Origin of the sequence: Candidatus Enterococcus moelleringii (genome assembly GCF_017377575.1) — a bacterium.
Taxonomy (GTDB): domain Bacteria; phylum Bacillota; class Bacilli; order Lactobacillales; family Enterococcaceae; genus Enterococcus_A; species Enterococcus_A moelleringii.
In genome coordinates this window covers 46,195-61,567 of sequence record NZ_JAFREM010000003.1, presented here as the reverse complement: position 1 = coordinate 61,567, position 15,373 = coordinate 46,195, and the positions used below count along the sequence as shown (strand labels likewise).

At 43.8% G+C, this 15,373-nt stretch carries 17 protein-coding genes; 7 read left to right on the top strand and 10 right to left on the bottom strand.

Annotated elements, in window-relative coordinates:
* Positions 1 to 2: 2 nt before the first annotated feature.
* The 3 genes from JZO70_RS01595 to JZO70_RS01585 form a co-directional block, all read right to left on the bottom strand.
* A complete protein-coding gene (locus JZO70_RS01595) occupies positions 3 to 797 on the bottom strand; it encodes a TIGR00282 family metallophosphoesterase (protein ID WP_207671782.1) in 795 nt (264 codons plus the stop codon).
* A gap of 165 nt (positions 798 to 962) precedes the next feature.
* A complete protein-coding gene (locus tag JZO70_RS01590; protein WP_207671781.1) occupies positions 963 to 3,065 on the bottom strand; it encodes a DUF805 domain-containing protein in 2,103 nt (700 codons plus the stop codon).
* A 481-nt stretch (positions 3,066 to 3,546) separates the two neighbouring features.
* Positions 3,547 to 4,326 (bottom strand): HAD family hydrolase, encoded by a 780-nt coding sequence (locus tag JZO70_RS01585; RefSeq protein ID WP_207671780.1) that lies wholly within the window; start codon positions 4,324 to 4,326, stop codon positions 3,547 to 3,549.
* Positions 4,327 to 4,707: 381 nt separating this feature from the next.
* Here JZO70_RS01585 and rpsD point away from each other — a divergent pair, with 381 nt between their 5' ends.
* The 6 genes from rpsD to JZO70_RS01555 all read left to right on the top strand — a co-directional run bounded on the left by rpsD (position 4,708) and on the right by JZO70_RS01555 (position 8,427).
* A complete protein-coding gene (gene rpsD, locus JZO70_RS01580; protein WP_207671779.1) occupies positions 4,708 to 5,319 on the top strand; it encodes a 30S ribosomal protein S4 in 612 nt (203 codons plus the stop codon).
* Between the two features lie 277 nt (positions 5,320 to 5,596).
* Entirely contained in the window at positions 5,597 to 6,139 is a 543-nt protein-coding gene (locus JZO70_RS01575) for a biotin transporter BioY (protein WP_207671778.1), read from the top strand.
* Positions 6,140 to 6,774: 635 nt separating this feature from the next.
* Positions 6,775 to 6,990: a DUF1659 domain-containing protein gene (locus tag JZO70_RS01570; protein WP_207671777.1), complete on the top strand. Its 216-nt coding sequence runs from the start codon at positions 6,775 to 6,777 to the stop codon at positions 6,988 to 6,990.
* An 11-nt stretch (positions 6,991 to 7,001) separates the two neighbouring features.
* Entirely contained in the window at positions 7,002 to 7,220 is a 219-nt protein-coding gene (locus tag JZO70_RS01565; protein ID WP_207671776.1) for a DUF2922 family protein, read from the top strand.
* A 53-nt stretch (positions 7,221 to 7,273) separates the two neighbouring features.
* Positions 7,274 to 7,663, top strand: coding sequence for a hypothetical protein (locus tag JZO70_RS01560; protein ID WP_207671775.1), 390 nt, complete (start codon positions 7,274 to 7,276; stop codon positions 7,661 to 7,663).
* A gap of 26 nt (positions 7,664 to 7,689) precedes the next feature.
* On the top strand, positions 7,690 to 8,427 hold the full coding sequence (locus tag JZO70_RS01555; RefSeq protein ID WP_207671774.1) for a DUF2922 domain-containing protein: 738 nt from the start codon (positions 7,690 to 7,692) through the stop codon (positions 8,425 to 8,427).
* 233 nt (positions 8,428 to 8,660) lie between these two features.
* On the opposite strand, the gene JZO70_RS01550 is transcribed toward JZO70_RS01555, so the two are convergent.
* From JZO70_RS01550 to JZO70_RS01525, 6 genes are all read right to left on the bottom strand, one after another.
* A complete protein-coding gene (locus tag JZO70_RS01550) occupies positions 8,661 to 8,813 on the bottom strand; it encodes a hypothetical protein (protein ID WP_207671773.1) in 153 nt (50 codons plus the stop codon).
* Positions 8,814 to 9,023: 210 nt separating this feature from the next.
* Entirely contained in the window at positions 9,024 to 9,809 is a 786-nt protein-coding gene (locus JZO70_RS01545; RefSeq protein ID WP_207671772.1) for a class I SAM-dependent methyltransferase, read from the bottom strand.
* Positions 9,810 to 9,955: 146 nt separating this feature from the next.
* Entirely contained in the window at positions 9,956 to 11,170 is a 1,215-nt protein-coding gene (locus JZO70_RS01540) for an ABC transporter permease (RefSeq protein WP_207671771.1), read from the bottom strand.
* Positions 11,160 to 11,846, bottom strand: a complete 687-nt coding sequence (locus JZO70_RS01535; protein WP_207671770.1) for an ABC transporter ATP-binding protein — start codon at positions 11,844 to 11,846, stop codon at positions 11,160 to 11,162. Before JZO70_RS01535 ends, JZO70_RS01540 begins: the two co-directional genes overlap by 11 nt.
* On the bottom strand, positions 11,843 to 12,664 hold the full coding sequence (locus JZO70_RS01530; protein ID WP_207671769.1) for an efflux RND transporter periplasmic adaptor subunit: 822 nt from the start codon (positions 12,662 to 12,664) through the stop codon (positions 11,843 to 11,845). The genes JZO70_RS01535 and JZO70_RS01530 overlap by 4 nt, the downstream gene beginning before the upstream one ends.
* Positions 12,665 to 12,796: 132 nt before the next feature.
* Entirely contained in the window at positions 12,797 to 13,573 is a 777-nt protein-coding gene (locus JZO70_RS01525) for a hypothetical protein (RefSeq protein WP_207671768.1), read from the bottom strand.
* Between the two features lie 59 nt (positions 13,574 to 13,632).
* Here JZO70_RS01525 and JZO70_RS01520 point away from each other — a divergent pair, with 59 nt between their 5' ends.
* Positions 13,633 to 14,424, top strand: a complete 792-nt coding sequence (locus JZO70_RS01520) for a hypothetical protein (protein ID WP_207671767.1) — start codon at positions 13,633 to 13,635, stop codon at positions 14,422 to 14,424.
* Between the two features lie 47 nt (positions 14,425 to 14,471).
* On the opposite strand, the gene JZO70_RS01515 is transcribed toward JZO70_RS01520, so the two are convergent.
* The gene (locus JZO70_RS01515) at positions 14,472 to 15,305 is read right to left on the bottom strand and encodes a CPBP family intramembrane glutamic endopeptidase (protein ID WP_242703712.1); all 834 of its coding nucleotides are present in this window, start codon (positions 15,303 to 15,305) and stop codon (positions 14,472 to 14,474) included.
* Between the last annotated feature and the right edge of the window lie 68 nt (positions 15,306 to 15,373).

Sequence of the window (15,373 nt, the reverse complement as noted above, 5' to 3'; positions counted from 1 at the left end):
TCCTATTCACGAAACGGACGATCATCACTAATCTGTACAGCTTCAATTTTTTGGGCCAATCCGTTTTTGTCCAGATCGATCACACAAGCAGACAGCACAGAACGTCCACTTTCAATTACTTCAAAACGTTGCGGCATCGCCGTTAAAAACTTCTCTAAAATTGGTTCTTTCTTCATCCCTAAAATACCATCATACGGACCGGTCATGCCGACATCCGTTAGATAAGCCGTTCCTTTGGGTAAAATGCGTGAGTCATTGGTTTGCACATGGGTATGTGTTCCTACTACTGCTGACGCACGACCATCCAAATACCAGCCCATCGCTTGCTTTTCGCTGGTGGTTTCCCCATGGAAATCAACGAAAATAAACGGTGTTCGAGCCCTTGCTTCTTCAATCAGCTGATCAGCTTTGCGGAACGGATCATCCAAATCTACCATAAATGAGCGAGCTTGCAAATTGATAATGGCGATTTCTTCAGTGTTTATCTTTACAAACACCATACCTTGCCCCGCAGTTCCTTCTGGAAAATTCGCCGGACGGACCAAGGTCTTTGCATCGTGAATAAACTCAAAAATTGCCTTGTTGTCCCATGTATGATTCCCCATGGTGACAATATCTACACCATCCTGCAAGAAGCCTTTATAAATCTTTTCGGTAATCCCCCGACCAGCTGCTGCGTTTTCCCCATTGACAATCGTCAACTGCGGATGATACTTCTTCTTCAAACGCGGCAAGTAATCACTGATCATCTTTCTTCCCAACGAGCCAACAACATCCCCTACAAATAATAACCGCACACTTTCTCCCCTTCTCTAGTTAACATCTTGTACTATTATAGTAGTTTTTTCGCGGAATTGCGAATCTATCTTGACACAAATAACCGATATTTTACTTTTAACCAAAGCTTGTTCTTTTCGAAAAAGAAAACTAGAACTCTGTGATAGAATTCTAGTTCACTCCCTTTATTCCGGATTTGTTTCTGACAGGATAATTCCTTCATCAAGTTTTCGATTGGTCGTATGCTTTTTATTTGATTGAACGGTAAAGGATACCACTACGTGTAATACCAGCAGCAGAATCGGCCACAGGATAAAGGTGCATAGTGTCGGAAACAAGTCGCTGGCAAGCTCGGTAAAGAATGGTGTCGTGTAGAGTTCGTTCATACATTTCGCACCAAAGCTGTAAATAACCGAATGGAACTCCCCCACCGCATACATTGCCCCATAAAAGGTAATCCAAATTAATTTAAAGAAGGACAAGGTATATTCAAAGTTTTTTGTAATGTTGCTTTTCAGCAGCATTTGATAGGTCTTTTTGTCTAAAAACAAAACTACCAGCGTGATAATCAATGAGAATGCTGCGTTGCCAGTATACATGGACACGATCCCTAAACAAGCACATACTAAGACAATCTGTTCAGTAGAAATTTGGAAAGAGCGGAAGCTGCCCACAAGATTTACCACCATTTGCAGTAAAAACAGCAAGAGCGCACCGACATAGGTCACAAATGCCAGGAAAAAGCAGACATCGGAAGTGACCTCATCGACACCGCCAAAACCAATCCCTAAGAAAGCCGTGATTAAGCAAAAGAAAATGGCGTAAAATGCTGTATTTAAATAGCGTCCCATATTCAACCCCCGTGACAGTTCTACCAACAAACCTTCTGATCTTTTTTTGTTTTGCTTCTCAGAAGAGCTTGCAGGTTTTTTATGTTTTATTTTCGGTTCTTCACTTTTCTGTTCTTTCGCTTGCGGCTGTTTAACCAGCTCACTTTGGACAACTGCTGTTGCTTGCTTCGGCATTTTAGCTTTGGCCGGTTGTTCAACCGGGGCTGCGCTGCTTTCCGGCGCCTTTGTTTGGAAGAGAAATTGTGCTAACTTCTTTTTACCAGCAGAAGAATTTGTACTTCTTTTGTGTTCTATTTTCGGCTCTTCAATTTTTTGTACTCTAGCTTGCGGCTGTTTTCCCGGCTCGCTTTGGACAACTGGTTCTATCGGCTGCGGCATTTTAGCTTTGGCCGGTTGTTCAACCGGGGCTGCGCTGCTTTCCGGTGCCTTTGTTTGGAAGAAAAACTGCGTCCACTTCTTTTTACCAGCTGAAGAATTTGTACTTCTTTTGTGTTCTATTTTCGGCTCTTCAATTTTCTGTACTCTAGCTTGCGACTGTTTGGCCGGCTCGCTTTGGACAACTGATTCTGCCGGCTTCGGCACTTTAGCTTTGACCGGCTGAACAACCGGGGCTGCGCTGCTTTCCGGCGCCTTTGTTTGGAAAAGAAATTGTGCTAACTTCTTTTTACCAGCAGAAGAATTTGTACTTCTTTTGTGTTCTATTTTCGGCTCTTCAATTTTCTGTACTCTAGCTTGTGGCTGTTTAACCGGCTCACTTTGAGCAACTGCCGCTGTTTGCTTCGGCATTTTAATTTTGACAGGCTTCTCAACCACGTGAATGTTCCTTTCTCGTGGCTTTCTGCGGAAGAAAAACTGGGCCAGCGGCTTTTTACTAGTTGTCGTTAACCAATTCGAAGGCAAAAAAGTAAAGATAAGCAGTTCCACAGCTAAACAACTCGTTAGAAATATACAAGCACCCATAATCAGCTCACCAAACGAAGAAAGTCCCACCAGCTTTTTTTGCAGATGGATGGCATATTGCAAAGCAAGTAAGATCCCGATGGCTGCACAATGGACCGCAAAGCCTCGACCTTTTAGTCCTGCATCTCGCATACGGCGACAAAACAGCGCGATCGAAGGAATAAGTATTCCCAGACAGATTAGACCATAGAAAACGAGCAGCGGCAGTACATGCAAAAGCGAAGTAAGCGTCTCTTTATTGATGCCGTTTTGATCAAGGTACCCATAGCGAAAAAGCAGTACCGCATCCCACATGATTGATAGATCCGCCTGAAACAACACCAAGAAAAAAAGCAGATGGAAAATGGCGATCACCAGGTTTACCCACCAAAAACCGGCTCTTGTGGTACGCCCCTTGAAATCGGCATAGCCGTGAACATAGTCCATCAGCGCTCGGATAAACCCTACTTTACCCGATAGTTGATTTTTTTTGTGCATATTTATCACCCTTTCACGTTGAATTTTGCAAGTTGCAAGCCTAAGGAGCAAGTTTTCAAATAGTTCAAGGCAAAAACCAACGATAACGGCAGTTTCTGCTTTGACCTCGCTTAAATACTCCCCATAAAAAGGAATTTTTTATTTTTATCCCCTTGTTAAACTTACTCAAGACGCTTTCATACTGGTTGTTCTCCCCAAAACAATTGTCATCTTTTTCTCAATATTCCAGTCATAAATGAGCGATCTTGATTGCTGCACAACTGCAAAACTTCAATTTAAACTCCTGTCTAACAATAACGTCAATATAAATTAAATTCAGTTAAAAAGAATAAATATTTTGACCATTACAGAAGAAATAACGCACATATAACATGCTAACAGCTAATAATTCCTTTTACAAGCTTTTGAATATTAAATAACGAGTTTTTGGGAAATGGCAAAAAAAAGACCGGCATCTGCCGGTCTTAAATGGACTATTCTATTAATGGACCAATTCTAATTGTCGCAAGGCTTTGTAGATACCGTCTTGATCGTTGGTATCTGTGACAATGTTGGCAGCTTCCTGTACATGAGAAGCGGCGTTCCCCATTGCAACTCCTGTACCTGCTAAGCGGAGCATTTCCACATCGTTGTTGCCATCGCCAAAGGTAATGACATGTTCTGGGTCAATCCCTACTTTTTGTGCCAGTGCTAAAATGGTTTCAGCCTTGGAACCGTGCCGGGGGATGATATCCACGCTGTTTTTATGCCAACGGACGAAACGGAACTCTGGAAAGGCCTTAGTAAATTCTTCATCCATTGAGGAATCGAAAAAGACACAGCCTTGATACACTTCGTGATGATTCAAAAATTCTGACTCATAATGAGGCATGATACCTCCAAAGGAATCCATTGCGTCAGCGACTAAAGGAACATCGAAATCTGTTACGCGGGCAATTGAATCTAGACCAAACAAGGAAACATCCTTTTGACGCTCTTTGGCAAAAGCGATTAAGCGAACCAGCGCTTCCCGATCTAACAAATGCTTATAAACCTGTTCGTGATCCATAAATGCTGCTGAGCCATTGCACACGATATAATTGGTGCAGCCTAGCTTATGAATGACTTCGCCAGCTAATAAACGTGAACGACCAGTTGCAATAATGACTAAGTGCCCTGCTTGGCGAAGTGCCTGCAATGCTTTCATTGTGCTTTCCAACGGTTCTCTTTGACTGTTTAACAACGTACCATCAATGTCTAGTGCAATTAGTTTTCTTTCCATTCCACGTCTCCATATTATGTATTTGCCTACTATAGTAACTGTGCATGTAGTGCTATTTTAGTGAAAGTTTGTGAAATTTGCAAAACAATTTGATGAAAACACACCGAAAACCCACAATTGTTACGAATTCCTAAAGAGATTCTTAAGAACCAGACGTCAATTACAGCTTGACGAATCCTGTTAGAATCGGTTATACTGAACTTTGTGTAAAATAATGCAGCAGAAAAATAATAGCCCGTCACCAGTTCGTTGCCTTGAGAATTTCAGGTTCAATTGCGTAACCGCGGCTGCAAAGGTGAAGATTGAAGAACGAACTACACGGATGTGAATTTTTCAACGGATTATTTTACTCCAAATACAATTTATTGGAGGAATTTTTAAATGTCTCGTTATACAGGACCATCATGGAAACAGTCTCGTCGTCTTGGTATTTCTTTATCAGGAACAGGCAAAGAATTAGCACGTCGCCCTTATGCACCAGGTCAACATGGACCAAACAGCCGTGGCAAAAAATCAGAATACGGCTTGCAAATGGCTGAAAAACAAAAACTACGTTTCACTTACGGCTTAAATGAACGTCAATTCCGTAACATGTTCGTACGCGCTAGCAAAATCAAAGAAGGTAAACACGGTGTTAACTTCATGATCTTACTAGAACGTCGTTTGGACAATGTTGTTTATCGCTTAGGTTTGGCTTCAACTCGTCGCCAAGCTCGTCAATTAGTTAACCACGGCCATGTTATGGTTGATGGCAAACGTGTTGACATCCCTTCATACGAAGTAGAAGTTGGCCAAGTAATCTCTATCCGCGAAAAATCTCGCAACATGGTTACTGTTAAAGCAGCTGTTGAATCTGCATTAGGTCGTCCAGCTTTCGTAAGCTTTGATGATGAAAAATTAGAAGGTTCATTAACTCGTTTACCAGAACGTGACGAATTGAACCCAGATATCGACGAAGCTCTAGTCGTTGAATACTACAACAAATTACTGTAAGATTTTTACAGTTTGCTCAAAACCTTTTGCGGGTTTTGAGCTTTTTTTATTGTCCGAAGAAAGATTTATCAAGCAACCTTTCGTCATAAGATTGTTGTCACATCAGCATGTATTGCCGAATTTTTAAGTCTCAGCGTTTTAAGTAGTAGGTCAGGTTTCTACTGGATATCGATCTTTTTTTCAATTGTACCAAATTTATACTTTACTTTTTCGTTAACCCTCGGTATACTTTCGTTAACCAATATAAAAATACAAGTTAACGAAAGTAGGAGTTTAAATGAAATTATCAAGTCGTGAAATGGTGATGGCCGGAATGTTTGCGGCCGCGATCGGAGTATTAGCCCAATTTACTATTCCCTTTGGACCAATTCCTTTAACCTTGCAGACATTTGCCGTCGGATTTGTCGTAACCGTGCTAGGTAAAAAAACAGGAACCCTGGCTATCTTGGTTTACTTATTGATGGGCTGCATCGGTCTGCCGGTTTTCGCAGGAGGAAGTGCTGGGATTAGCGCCTTATTCGGTCCAACTGGCGGATTTTTAGTCGGCTTTATTTTCAACGGATTAGTGACTGGCTGGTTGATTGAGAAAACCACCTCAAATTATTTCTGGGTGATCTTCGCCAATATTGTTGGGGCCTTTGTTACTTTAGTATTCGGCTCACTATGGCTGAAGGTGAGTGCAGGCATGCCTTGGGCTGGTGCTTTTTCTGCCGGAATGATCCCTTTCTTAATCCCTGGTCTGATTAAAGCGGTAGCTGCTGGCTACTTGGGACATCTGATCTCACAGCGTTTGTCCCGCACATTATCTTTTTCAAAATAAAAACCAAACAAAAGAAAAACAGTCCTCCCTCGAACGGTTTAATTAGACCATGTCGAGGGAGGACTATTTATTTTTGACTCTGGGACTTACGAACTGCTTACTTCGTTGCATCTCGATTCTTCTTCCAAGCCGGTCAATGTCAAACCTAGAATCAGGTAAATTGTGGTTTCTTTCTCATCGGTTTGCAGCAATGATTTCTGCTGTATATTTGTCTAGTTGAGGTTCCAGCTCCACTTGCATGTAGACTCTGTTCTCAAGAAATTCCCACCTCCGAATTTAGCAGCAGCCATCCTATCAGGAATCCTCCTGGCAGGATTTTTTTTGGCGTTTTCTCGAACAGCCGGATAATTCTTGATCAGCCGCTGTTATATTATTTTTTTCAGAAAATTCTGAATTCATTCAATTAGACCCGTCACGAAGAGTTTTCATCCCTTTCTTTTCATTACACTGAAAGTTTCCAAACGACCCCTAAACTTTCCATTAGTAAATTTTACTGTACGATCAAATCAACATTCTAAAAATGAAAGCGTTCACTTTCATGGGTTTTGGACAGAATGGCGTTTTGTTTTTTTACGTTTTTAGTTTATCTTTTAGTCACCGGCCGGAACAAAAAAATTAATCAGGAGGAAACACAAATGATTCAACAATTGGGAACAAAATTACAAGTAGTAATCGAACAAGAAGGCGAAGACAAACAAAAGAAAGTCAACTTCAGCAACGTCATTTCAAATCCAGCAGAAGCCGACATCGTAAAACTAGGTGAAGTCATGGCGGATCTGGGGCAAACAGGAAGTTCATTGGACAGCGTCATCGTTACTAACCAAACTCGTGTCACTAAAAACATGGAGTAAAGGAGAAGCCTATGCCAGAAACTAAATTAGTGGTTCGCTTCAGAAACGAACAAGAAAAGATGCATACCTGGAGCTATACCAAACCAAACACTAATAAAACACCCGCTGAAATCAAAGCAGCGATGGAAGAACTAACAGAATTACACCTATTTAAGCAACACGGTATTCGCCTATTCGCCTCCGTTGTGAGCGCCGAATTCGTGACTGTCCAAGAAACAGAGCTATTCTAAAAAACACTATTTCCGCGGTGTAACAGCCGCGGAATCTCAAGGAGGAAACCATCATGACTGATCTACCATTTACCCAATATCAAGTCTTTCATTTGAAAGCCAACACCTTGCGGGAACAAATTTCTGCCTATTATCAAGAAACGCAAAACAGTTCAGTGACCATCCAGCTGCTATTAGCTATGAAAATCCGGAACCAGCTGGGAGAAAAGGATTTTGAACTGTTTTTAAAAGATCTAGTACGCCATTTATTTAGTAAAGCCACTGTGAACCGTGCTTTACGCCGCTATTTCTATTTCTTTTCAGAGTATTTTGAAGAAACTGAGTGGGAAATGATGACAGCCAGATGTTTTCCGCCTGAGCATAGTCACACTGATTTAATGGAAGTCATTCAAGCCGATACAACTGTCACTGGAACCGACTCCGATCTCTCGGAAAGTTCCTGAGAAAAATAAAAAGGAGAGAAAAAAACATGTTAAAACTAGCAACTGTATTTGAAAATGCCGCCGGTAAAAACCACCGCTGGTCTTATAATGATCCAGATCCAAACAAAACTGCCGATCAAATCAAGGCAGCATTAGAAGCCATGACCACCTTGAACCTGTTCCAAAAAGACGGGGTGCGTCAATTTTACAAAGTCGTTTCCGCGAAATTTGTGGAAACCATCGAAACACCAATTTTCGATTTAAGTAACCAAGCTGAAACGTATGTGGCAGATCCTAACAATGCTTTTGCGCCACTTATTATTGCTGATGAACCAACCCAAGTCTCTGAATTAGCCGAAGAAGTTAAAACTGTTGAAGAACCAAAAGAAGAAAAAGTAAAACAACCTGTAGCTGTGGAAGCTGCACATCAATCAGCACCAGAAACAATCGCAGCGGCACCTGCACCGAAGTTTGTACCGGAAAAAGCTGCTATCCACAGCCAAACCAAAGCGACCTTAGATACAGCAGTGGTCAATCCAGCAGCCCCTGCTGCCAAAGATCCGGTAGTAAATCCAGGTTCTTTGACAAAAGCTGCGGAAAAGCCTGTTCAAGCTGATATTGTAGAACATCCAGCTGAAACAGTCCCTGTCGAACCTGAAGCACCTGTCACAGAAAGTCCCACAGTCAAGAAACCGACCAATCCACGCAAAGAAAAAGTCGATCGACTGCGAGCCTTCCATGAGGCCAACAAGAAGAAGAAAAAAGGGAAAAAGAAAAAACGCTAACTAGCGACCCTATCTTGTGGGGTAAAGGTGGTGATGCCTACTAATTCAGCAGTGTTTATGGCAATGGCTGAACTCTATCAAAGGAGGGATGCGACATGTTCATCCTAGGAAAGGAACGCTTGCCATGACTGTGTATCAAGCGTTGGCATTGGCGATTGCCTTTGCCAGCTTGATGATCACCATCGACCGACACCACAAGAAGTAACGGCTGTGCCAAATCGCTCACCGTCGGATTAGCAAGCCCAATAGCGGGAAAAACAACCAAGAACATCGTCATCGCAGGAGCTGATGTGCCTGTTGCCTCCTTGGTGCTCCTCACGTTTTTCCCGCTGGCCGCTCACTGCCCGACAGAGCTGCTCTGGCAAGCCGTAACCACACTTACTCACATATAGCCATCGTCTTAAACGATGCTGCTTTGAAGGTGCGTGCGCGCCGCACCTTCTCTATGAGTAAGAATGGTTTATTTAGGGGCTTTCCTTTTTCGTATTCCGTTCATTGAAAACTACATAATACTAGCGGAAATAGATGGCTACTTCTGCTGCAACAGCAAAAAGCTCAGCATTTTTCGCTGAGCTTCTTACTTTGCTTATTCAGTTCTATCTGGCTTGCAGCAGCCAAGTGGCTCCCACAACATCGGTCGAAAGATCTTCTGTTTCGTTTTCTTGGCTTTGCACATAAGAGGCGAACAGCTCCTGTTTGTCAGGATACTTCCGACTCAGCTCTTCTGCTCGTTGGCGGATCAACTGATTGTTGCGTTTGTTGATCTCATCTTCGTTTGTAGTTTCAACGATCTGAATCGCTGCAACTTCAAAGCCGGCTTGTTGGAACGCGGCTTCCCACTGATCCAGCGTTAAATATTCGTAATTTTGGTAACGAATATTTTCAGCATCGCCCACTAAATAGGCATCGTCGATTAACAGGAATCCGTGGTCTTTGACCGTTTGCTTTACTTGCTGAAGCATCACGGGCACTTCACCTAATACATCGCCGACAGCGCCGAAGAGCACAATATCGTAGTCCCGTTCTTCTTTCACCGCTTGATTGATATCGCCAACGGCAAACTGGCATAAATTTGCTACTTGGAATTCAGCGGCTTTTTGCTTGGCTGCTTCAATGAAGTCCGGCAATAAATCGATCCCCTTCACCTTTATACCTAATTCTTTGGCTAAGGTGATTGCCACGGCACCTTTGCCGCAGCCTAGATCAAGGACCTTCGTTTCCCTTGAAGTCGTGATATGGTCTTCAATCAGTTCCTGCATAACGGCCGGAATACTGCCTAATTCCCATAGATCCTGCAGCAAGTAGGCCAAATAGGGCACAAGCTCGGTGGTCTCGGCAGTTAGCGAGCTGGCCAATTTTTCTTCTACGTTTTGTTTTTTCATTTGCTTGTCCTCCAAATTTTTTCTTAGTTGGCAAATTTTTTGGAGGATCTCGGGCGGTTGGTTAGTTGGGTGAACGACAATTCATCAGCGATCCCTTCTTTCGTTTTTTATTCTAGTATAGCACGACAAGAAATGGTTTCTTGTATTTAGCGTAATAGAGAAACGATGTCTTTGCTGGCGGCACTTTTGGCTGGCAGCCAGCTGAAAATGATGCCGATAACGACAGACAAACCGAAGGCTAACAGCACGGTGAACATGTCCGGCTGTACACTGAGGGGCGTAAACATACTGATCAAGAAAGCAAACAGCATTCCCAGCAAGTAGCCGATCGTGCCTCCGATCAAGGTTAGAGAAATACCTTCCAGCAGAAACTGCATCATGATATTGCCTTTGGTGCCGCCCATCGCTCGGCGCACACCGATTTCTTTGGTCCGTTCAGACACGGAAATGTAAATCATATTCATCACACCAATGCCGGAGATAAATAGCGAAATTCCGCCGACAACTGAGATCAGCAAAGTAATGCTAGTCAACAAGGTCCGCAAGGTGTCTACCTGGCCTGCCAAATCTTGACTGGAATAGCTGCCGAGATCCTTTTGGGTGCCATACCTTTTCAGCATAGTTTCGGTTTCCTTGGTGACGTTCTCCACATTGGCAGTTGGGGTCATCTTCACCTGAACCATCGAACGTTCTTCGGTTTCGAAAAATTGCTGGAAGACGTTTTCCGGCATTTCTGCGATGACGTTATCTTCTTCAGTGGAAATAATGCCGTTGCTTTCCCGCTCGGCCATAATGCCGACAACTTCAAACAAGTGCCCGCCGATTTGGATGGATTGACCAACCGGAGTAGCCGGCTCATCCTTGTTAATCGCTTCGGCAACGACCTCATCAATCACCACCACCGGGTTTTCATTAACACTGTCGCTTAGTTTAATCCCGCGGCCGTGGATGACATTGCTTCCTTCATCGGTTAACAATTTGAAATATCCCCAGCGAGTGTCACTGCTGGCATCATCAATCGTTTGTTCGGCATATTTTACGCCGTTGCGTTGACCGGTATAATAAGTGGCGGATTCTACGCCGGGCAAACTTTCAATCCGACCAATGTCCTCCTCGGTGAAGCCGTCTAAATGATTGGCCGCAAACGACTCATCGCTGGGACTAAAGGTTAGCCCCACACTGCCGTCAAATTGATCCAAGCCAATAAATTCTGAGGCATAATCTTCAAAAGCGCGCCCAATTGAAAAGACGGTAATCACGGCTGAGACGCCGATGACCAGGCCGATCATGGTTAAAAAGCTGCGGCGTTTGTTTTTGCCGATAGCCTTAAAGGATGTTTTCCATACTTCACTAAACCGCATGCGCCACACCTGCTTCCAAGATTTCCCCGTCTTTTACGGTGATCACCCGCTGGCAATAAGCTGCCGCGTCGGCATCGTGGGTGACCATCAAGATGGTGACTTTTTCTTCTTCGTTTAAGCGTTTGAATAAGTGCATAATTTCTTCTGAGGTGTGGCTGTCTAAGGCACCGGTGGGTTCATCGGCGACAATAAATTTTGGATTGCCGACAATCGCTCGGGCGATAGCGACCCGCTGCTGCTGCCCGCCGGAAAGCTGTTTTGGCAGCTTGTTGTATTTATCAGCAATGCCGACCTTTTTCAAAGCGGCCATCACTAACGGTTTTGTTTGGCGTGACTTCATCCCGCCGTACAATAAGGGCAGTGCGACATTTTCCATCACCGTATTGTTTTCTATCAGCTGGAAAGCCTGGAAAACAAAACCAACGGACTGGTTGCGCAGCGCGGATAAGCGCTCATCTTTGTAGCGATAGGCATTTTCCCCATTAAAGGTATAGCTGCCTTCAAAATCGCCATCCAAAAAGCTGATGGTATTGATCAAGGTGGATTTGCCGGAACCAGACGGACCCATAACTGCGACAAATTCGTGTTCGTCGATGGTTAAAGAAATATTCTTCAGTACGTGAATTTTCTCCTGATCGGCGGTATAAAACTTATTAATGTCTTTCATTACGATCATTGAATGGTCACTTCCATCCCGTCCTTGATGCCGGTTGCGTCTTTGACAATTTCTTCATCGACAGCCAAGCCGTCTTGCAAGACATAATAGCCATTGCCTTTTATCGCAGTGATGGGTGTTTCCACGGCTTTGTTTTTAGCTACTGTATACACGTAACACTGGCCGTCTTTTTCTTTGACGCTTTTGACCGGCAGATGCAGTTCATTTCTGGGAATCAACAGCTCCACTGAATAGCCGACAGGGATGGTTTCGTCGGGAACTGCTGCGAAATTGTAGGTAACGATGGAAGAAGTACTTTCCGCTTTCGGTTCGTTGTTCATCTCAGCGATGTTGGTTACTCGTCCGGTGACGATCCGGTCATTGTTGGTACACTGGATTTCGACGGCTTCGTTTAAGGCAACTTTTTCTTTGTCGTATTCAGTGACAGTTCCTTTGATGGCAGATTCTTCGCTTTTTAAAATCATCAAGGTTTGTTGGGGATCATTTTTCGCGTCTTCGTTGATGGAGGTTACCACGGAATCATAGGCTGCTTTCACCTGCTCGCCCCAGTCGTAAGTAACTAAGACTGTTCCTGCCAGCACGTGGTCGCCTTCGTTGACGTGAATGGTGCGCACTTTGCCTTTGTCTTCCGCAATTAGGACGGTTTGCTGCTTGGTGGGCTGGACCTGTCCTTTTAGGTGTAAAGGCGTTTGCTGTTCAACCTGGTATAGTTCTACGTATTCTGTGTCTTCATTGGCTTTTGCTTGCGTGCTTTGGTACCAAAAAAAGCCGCCCCCTGCCAACAATACAACACCTAGTCCAATTAATAGCTTCTTCATTTTCATCCTCCTGCTTCTAATCACTCGTTAATAAAATTGTAAGGCGGAATCAACTTTCATGCGTCGTGCGAAAGTATAAGATTGAAGTAGGACTTTAGGTGTAGATTGGTTGACTGAAGGCGGCGGGCTGCATTATTTAGTAGTGAAACGCATTTTTGCTTGGCACTTTTCTAGGCGTTCATCGCGGATTTTATTTACCTTGGCGACAATTTCAGGATCACCGGCGTGGTATGCGCGATGGACCTCGGCAGAAAGCGTGAGTAAATTTTGTTCATAGTCGGTTCCGTTTTGGGAAACAAACACTAAATGATGAATGGCTAAATTTCCGTTGCTGGCTGGAATCCGCTGGCCGTGGCGATTGATCTGGGCCAAGTCTTCGCCGCTAACCTGGCAATAGAAGTTATCACGGCAGGCGATCCGATAGGGCAAAGTTGCCATGTGCCGCTTCGTGAAGGTCGCCTTGGAATAATTGCGGGAACAGCTGTCTTTGCAAAAAGATCGCCGCCCCTTCGGCAGCTCAGCGCCACACCATTTGCAGCTGTTAGGGACTGAACGCAGGTCACATTGATTGTAGCCTAACGCTTCGTTAAATTGCTGTTCGTAGGCAGCTAAACTAAGCCAATTTCGCTGAAATCCGTTGTTAGTTTCTCTTAGTTGGCTGCCTTTACCTTTGTAGTGATATTTATCCGGCAGGACTTCTACCAGCCGAGCAAGCTGCTGCTTTTCTGATTCAGTGGTTTGCTTGCTGACAGGCAGTTTATGTAGGCTAGTCTCATGTATTTCGTAAACAGTACGGCAGCGAAAACAGATGCATAAATTATTTTGATCGCCGTCGTTTAGCAGAATTTCTAATTTTCGTTGGCAGTCTGGGCAATAAGCACCGACTGCTTTGATTCGTTTATAGGTCATAAGTGCTCCTTTACAAGACATTTTATTCACGCTATCCTAACACAAAGGAGGCGGAACAATTGGCGATTGATTTAACTCGTGAACGGCGGCTGGAGCTTTGGCAGACATTAACTCCATTGCAGCAGGAAACCTTGCAAAAGGTGAAAAAATATCAAATGCAGTCACTCTTTTTAACAGAAAATCTCTTAAAGGATGATGAATGGCTGTTTGTTGATTTCAAGGAGAATCTTCTTTATCCAAATGGGCCTGATGAAGACAAACTTTACTGTCGCTGTGGTCGAGAATTAAAGTATCAATTTGTACTGGTTTCTAAAAATACCGATGAAAAGCTGACTTTAGGTTCGACCCATTTTGCTCAACATACGGGAATTGATCCCAAGGTCGCCCAGCAGGTTCAATCTGGTGTTCACCAACTAGACCGCGGAATTGATCTGATTCTTCTCAGTATTGACCAAGGCCTGCGTTTCCCGCATCGTTATTACAACCATTTTATCAATCGCGGCTTAAAAAACCAATGCAGCCAAGGTTTTCTTACACGTTTAACTGAATTTTCTCAAGCAGATTTGCCTTTATACGAAGAGGACAATCAACAGCTCATTCAGCTGCTGAGAAAATCAGGGTTTACATTCAAAAATGAGGCTCCAGCAACGATTCGAGATAAAAATGCATTAAAACAATTAATCATTTTGCTCCAAAGCTACGAAATAGGAGAAGCAATTATAATAGAAGAAATCCGTTCAAAATTAGCTGTTCCAACCAGCGATTTACTTCGTTGGCTCGGTTTCTTAAGCGGGAGTCGATTTGTCGTCCAAGTAAAAAGAGTCAACGATTCCTATTATCGGATTGCATAATAAATACCCGCAGACAGCTGTCTACGGGTATCGCAACTCGTTCAAATTTAGATAGCAGGTTGGAAATACTGCAGCTTGTTGTTCTTTTTGGCATAAGCCAGCAGCAGCACGCTGAATATCGTTAGCAGGATGGTGCAGGCAATCGATCCCTCTGCGCCAAAAGCACCGCCCGTTACCACCGTATTGTTGCTGACAATGTTGGTGACAAAATAGCCGTCCCCAGTAGAGCCGCTGACCGGGATGCCCATAATCGCTCCCTGTACCCAGTTCCAAGTAATGTGGACACCCACCGCAGTATAAATACTGTTCGTCGCAAACATAGTTGATCCGATAAAAATACCGGCTAGGAAAATATTTACTAACGACAGCACCGTAACCCCAGGGTTAGCTAAGTGCAGTAGGGAAAAAATCGCCGCCGACAGCGCCAAAGCTTTGAAGGGACCAAAGCGCAGGAACCGGTGCAGCAAAAAGCCGCGGCATAAGAATTCTTCAGTAAAACCCACTGCCACAAACAAAATGAAATCTAAAGCAATATCCTCGATAGCGTAACTGCCTGAAGCTAGTGAATACGCGCCCGTCAAATACAGCGGTGCACAGACGATTAGAAAGGCCGCAATTCCGATTACTAAGCCCAGCAAAAGCTTGGGCAGATCATTTTTCTGCCACTTGATGCCGTAATCCTGCAATGACAGCCGCTCCACTTTGCCTGCCAAAAAGATCCCGTAAGCACAGATGATAATTTGTACCAACATCCCGAGGGTAAAGCGAACAAATACGTTGATGTCTCCTAAAACACTGGTGACTAAGCTGCCTAAAATCGTGGCTGCAATAAAAAAGACGAAAGCAATTAGGAAGGCACCGATTGGTTTTAGAATTTTCATAGGTATACTCCTTCATTTTTCCATTATTTTTTATTGTAGCACAGTTTTAGTCCTCGACCTTCCTTTTT

Coding starts and splice junctions, on each gene's coding strand:
- JZO70_RS01545 (WP_207671772.1), bottom strand. CDS start 9,809: ATGAAAAAACAAAACGTAGAAGAAAAATTGGCCAGCTCGCTAACTGCC.
- JZO70_RS01525 (WP_207671768.1), bottom strand. CDS start 13,573: ATGACCTATAAACGAATCAAAGCAGTCGGTGCTTATTGCCCAGACTGC.
- JZO70_RS01555 (WP_207671774.1), top strand. CDS start 7,690: ATGTTAAAACTAGCAACTGTATTTGAAAATGCCGCCGGTAAAAACCAC.
- rpsD (WP_207671779.1), top strand. CDS start 4,708: ATGTCTCGTTATACAGGACCATCATGGAAACAGTCTCGTCGTCTTGGT.
- JZO70_RS01560 (WP_207671775.1), top strand. CDS start 7,274: ATGACTGATCTACCATTTACCCAATATCAAGTCTTTCATTTGAAAGCC.
- JZO70_RS01540 (WP_207671771.1), bottom strand. CDS start 11,170: ATGCGGTTTAGTGAAGTATGGAAAACATCCTTTAAGGCTATCGGCAAA.
- JZO70_RS01535 (WP_207671770.1), bottom strand. CDS start 11,846: ATGATCGTAATGAAAGACATTAATAAGTTTTATACCGCCGATCAGGAG.
- JZO70_RS01565 (WP_207671776.1), top strand. CDS start 7,002: ATGCCAGAAACTAAATTAGTGGTTCGCTTCAGAAACGAACAAGAAAAG.
- JZO70_RS01570 (WP_207671777.1), top strand. CDS start 6,775: ATGATTCAACAATTGGGAACAAAATTACAAGTAGTAATCGAACAAGAA.
- JZO70_RS01590 (WP_207671781.1), bottom strand. CDS start 3,065: ATGCACAAAAAAAATCAACTATCGGGTAAAGTAGGGTTTATCCGAGCG.
- JZO70_RS01515 (WP_242703712.1), bottom strand. CDS start 15,305: ATGAAAATTCTAAAACCAATCGGTGCCTTCCTAATTGCTTTCGTCTTT.
- JZO70_RS01575 (WP_207671778.1), top strand. CDS start 5,597: ATGAAATTATCAAGTCGTGAAATGGTGATGGCCGGAATGTTTGCGGCC.
- JZO70_RS01585 (WP_207671780.1), bottom strand. CDS start 4,326: ATGGAAAGAAAACTAATTGCACTAGACATTGATGGTACGTTGTTAAAC.
- JZO70_RS01530 (WP_207671769.1), bottom strand. CDS start 12,664: ATGAAGAAGCTATTAATTGGACTAGGTGTTGTATTGTTGGCAGGGGGC.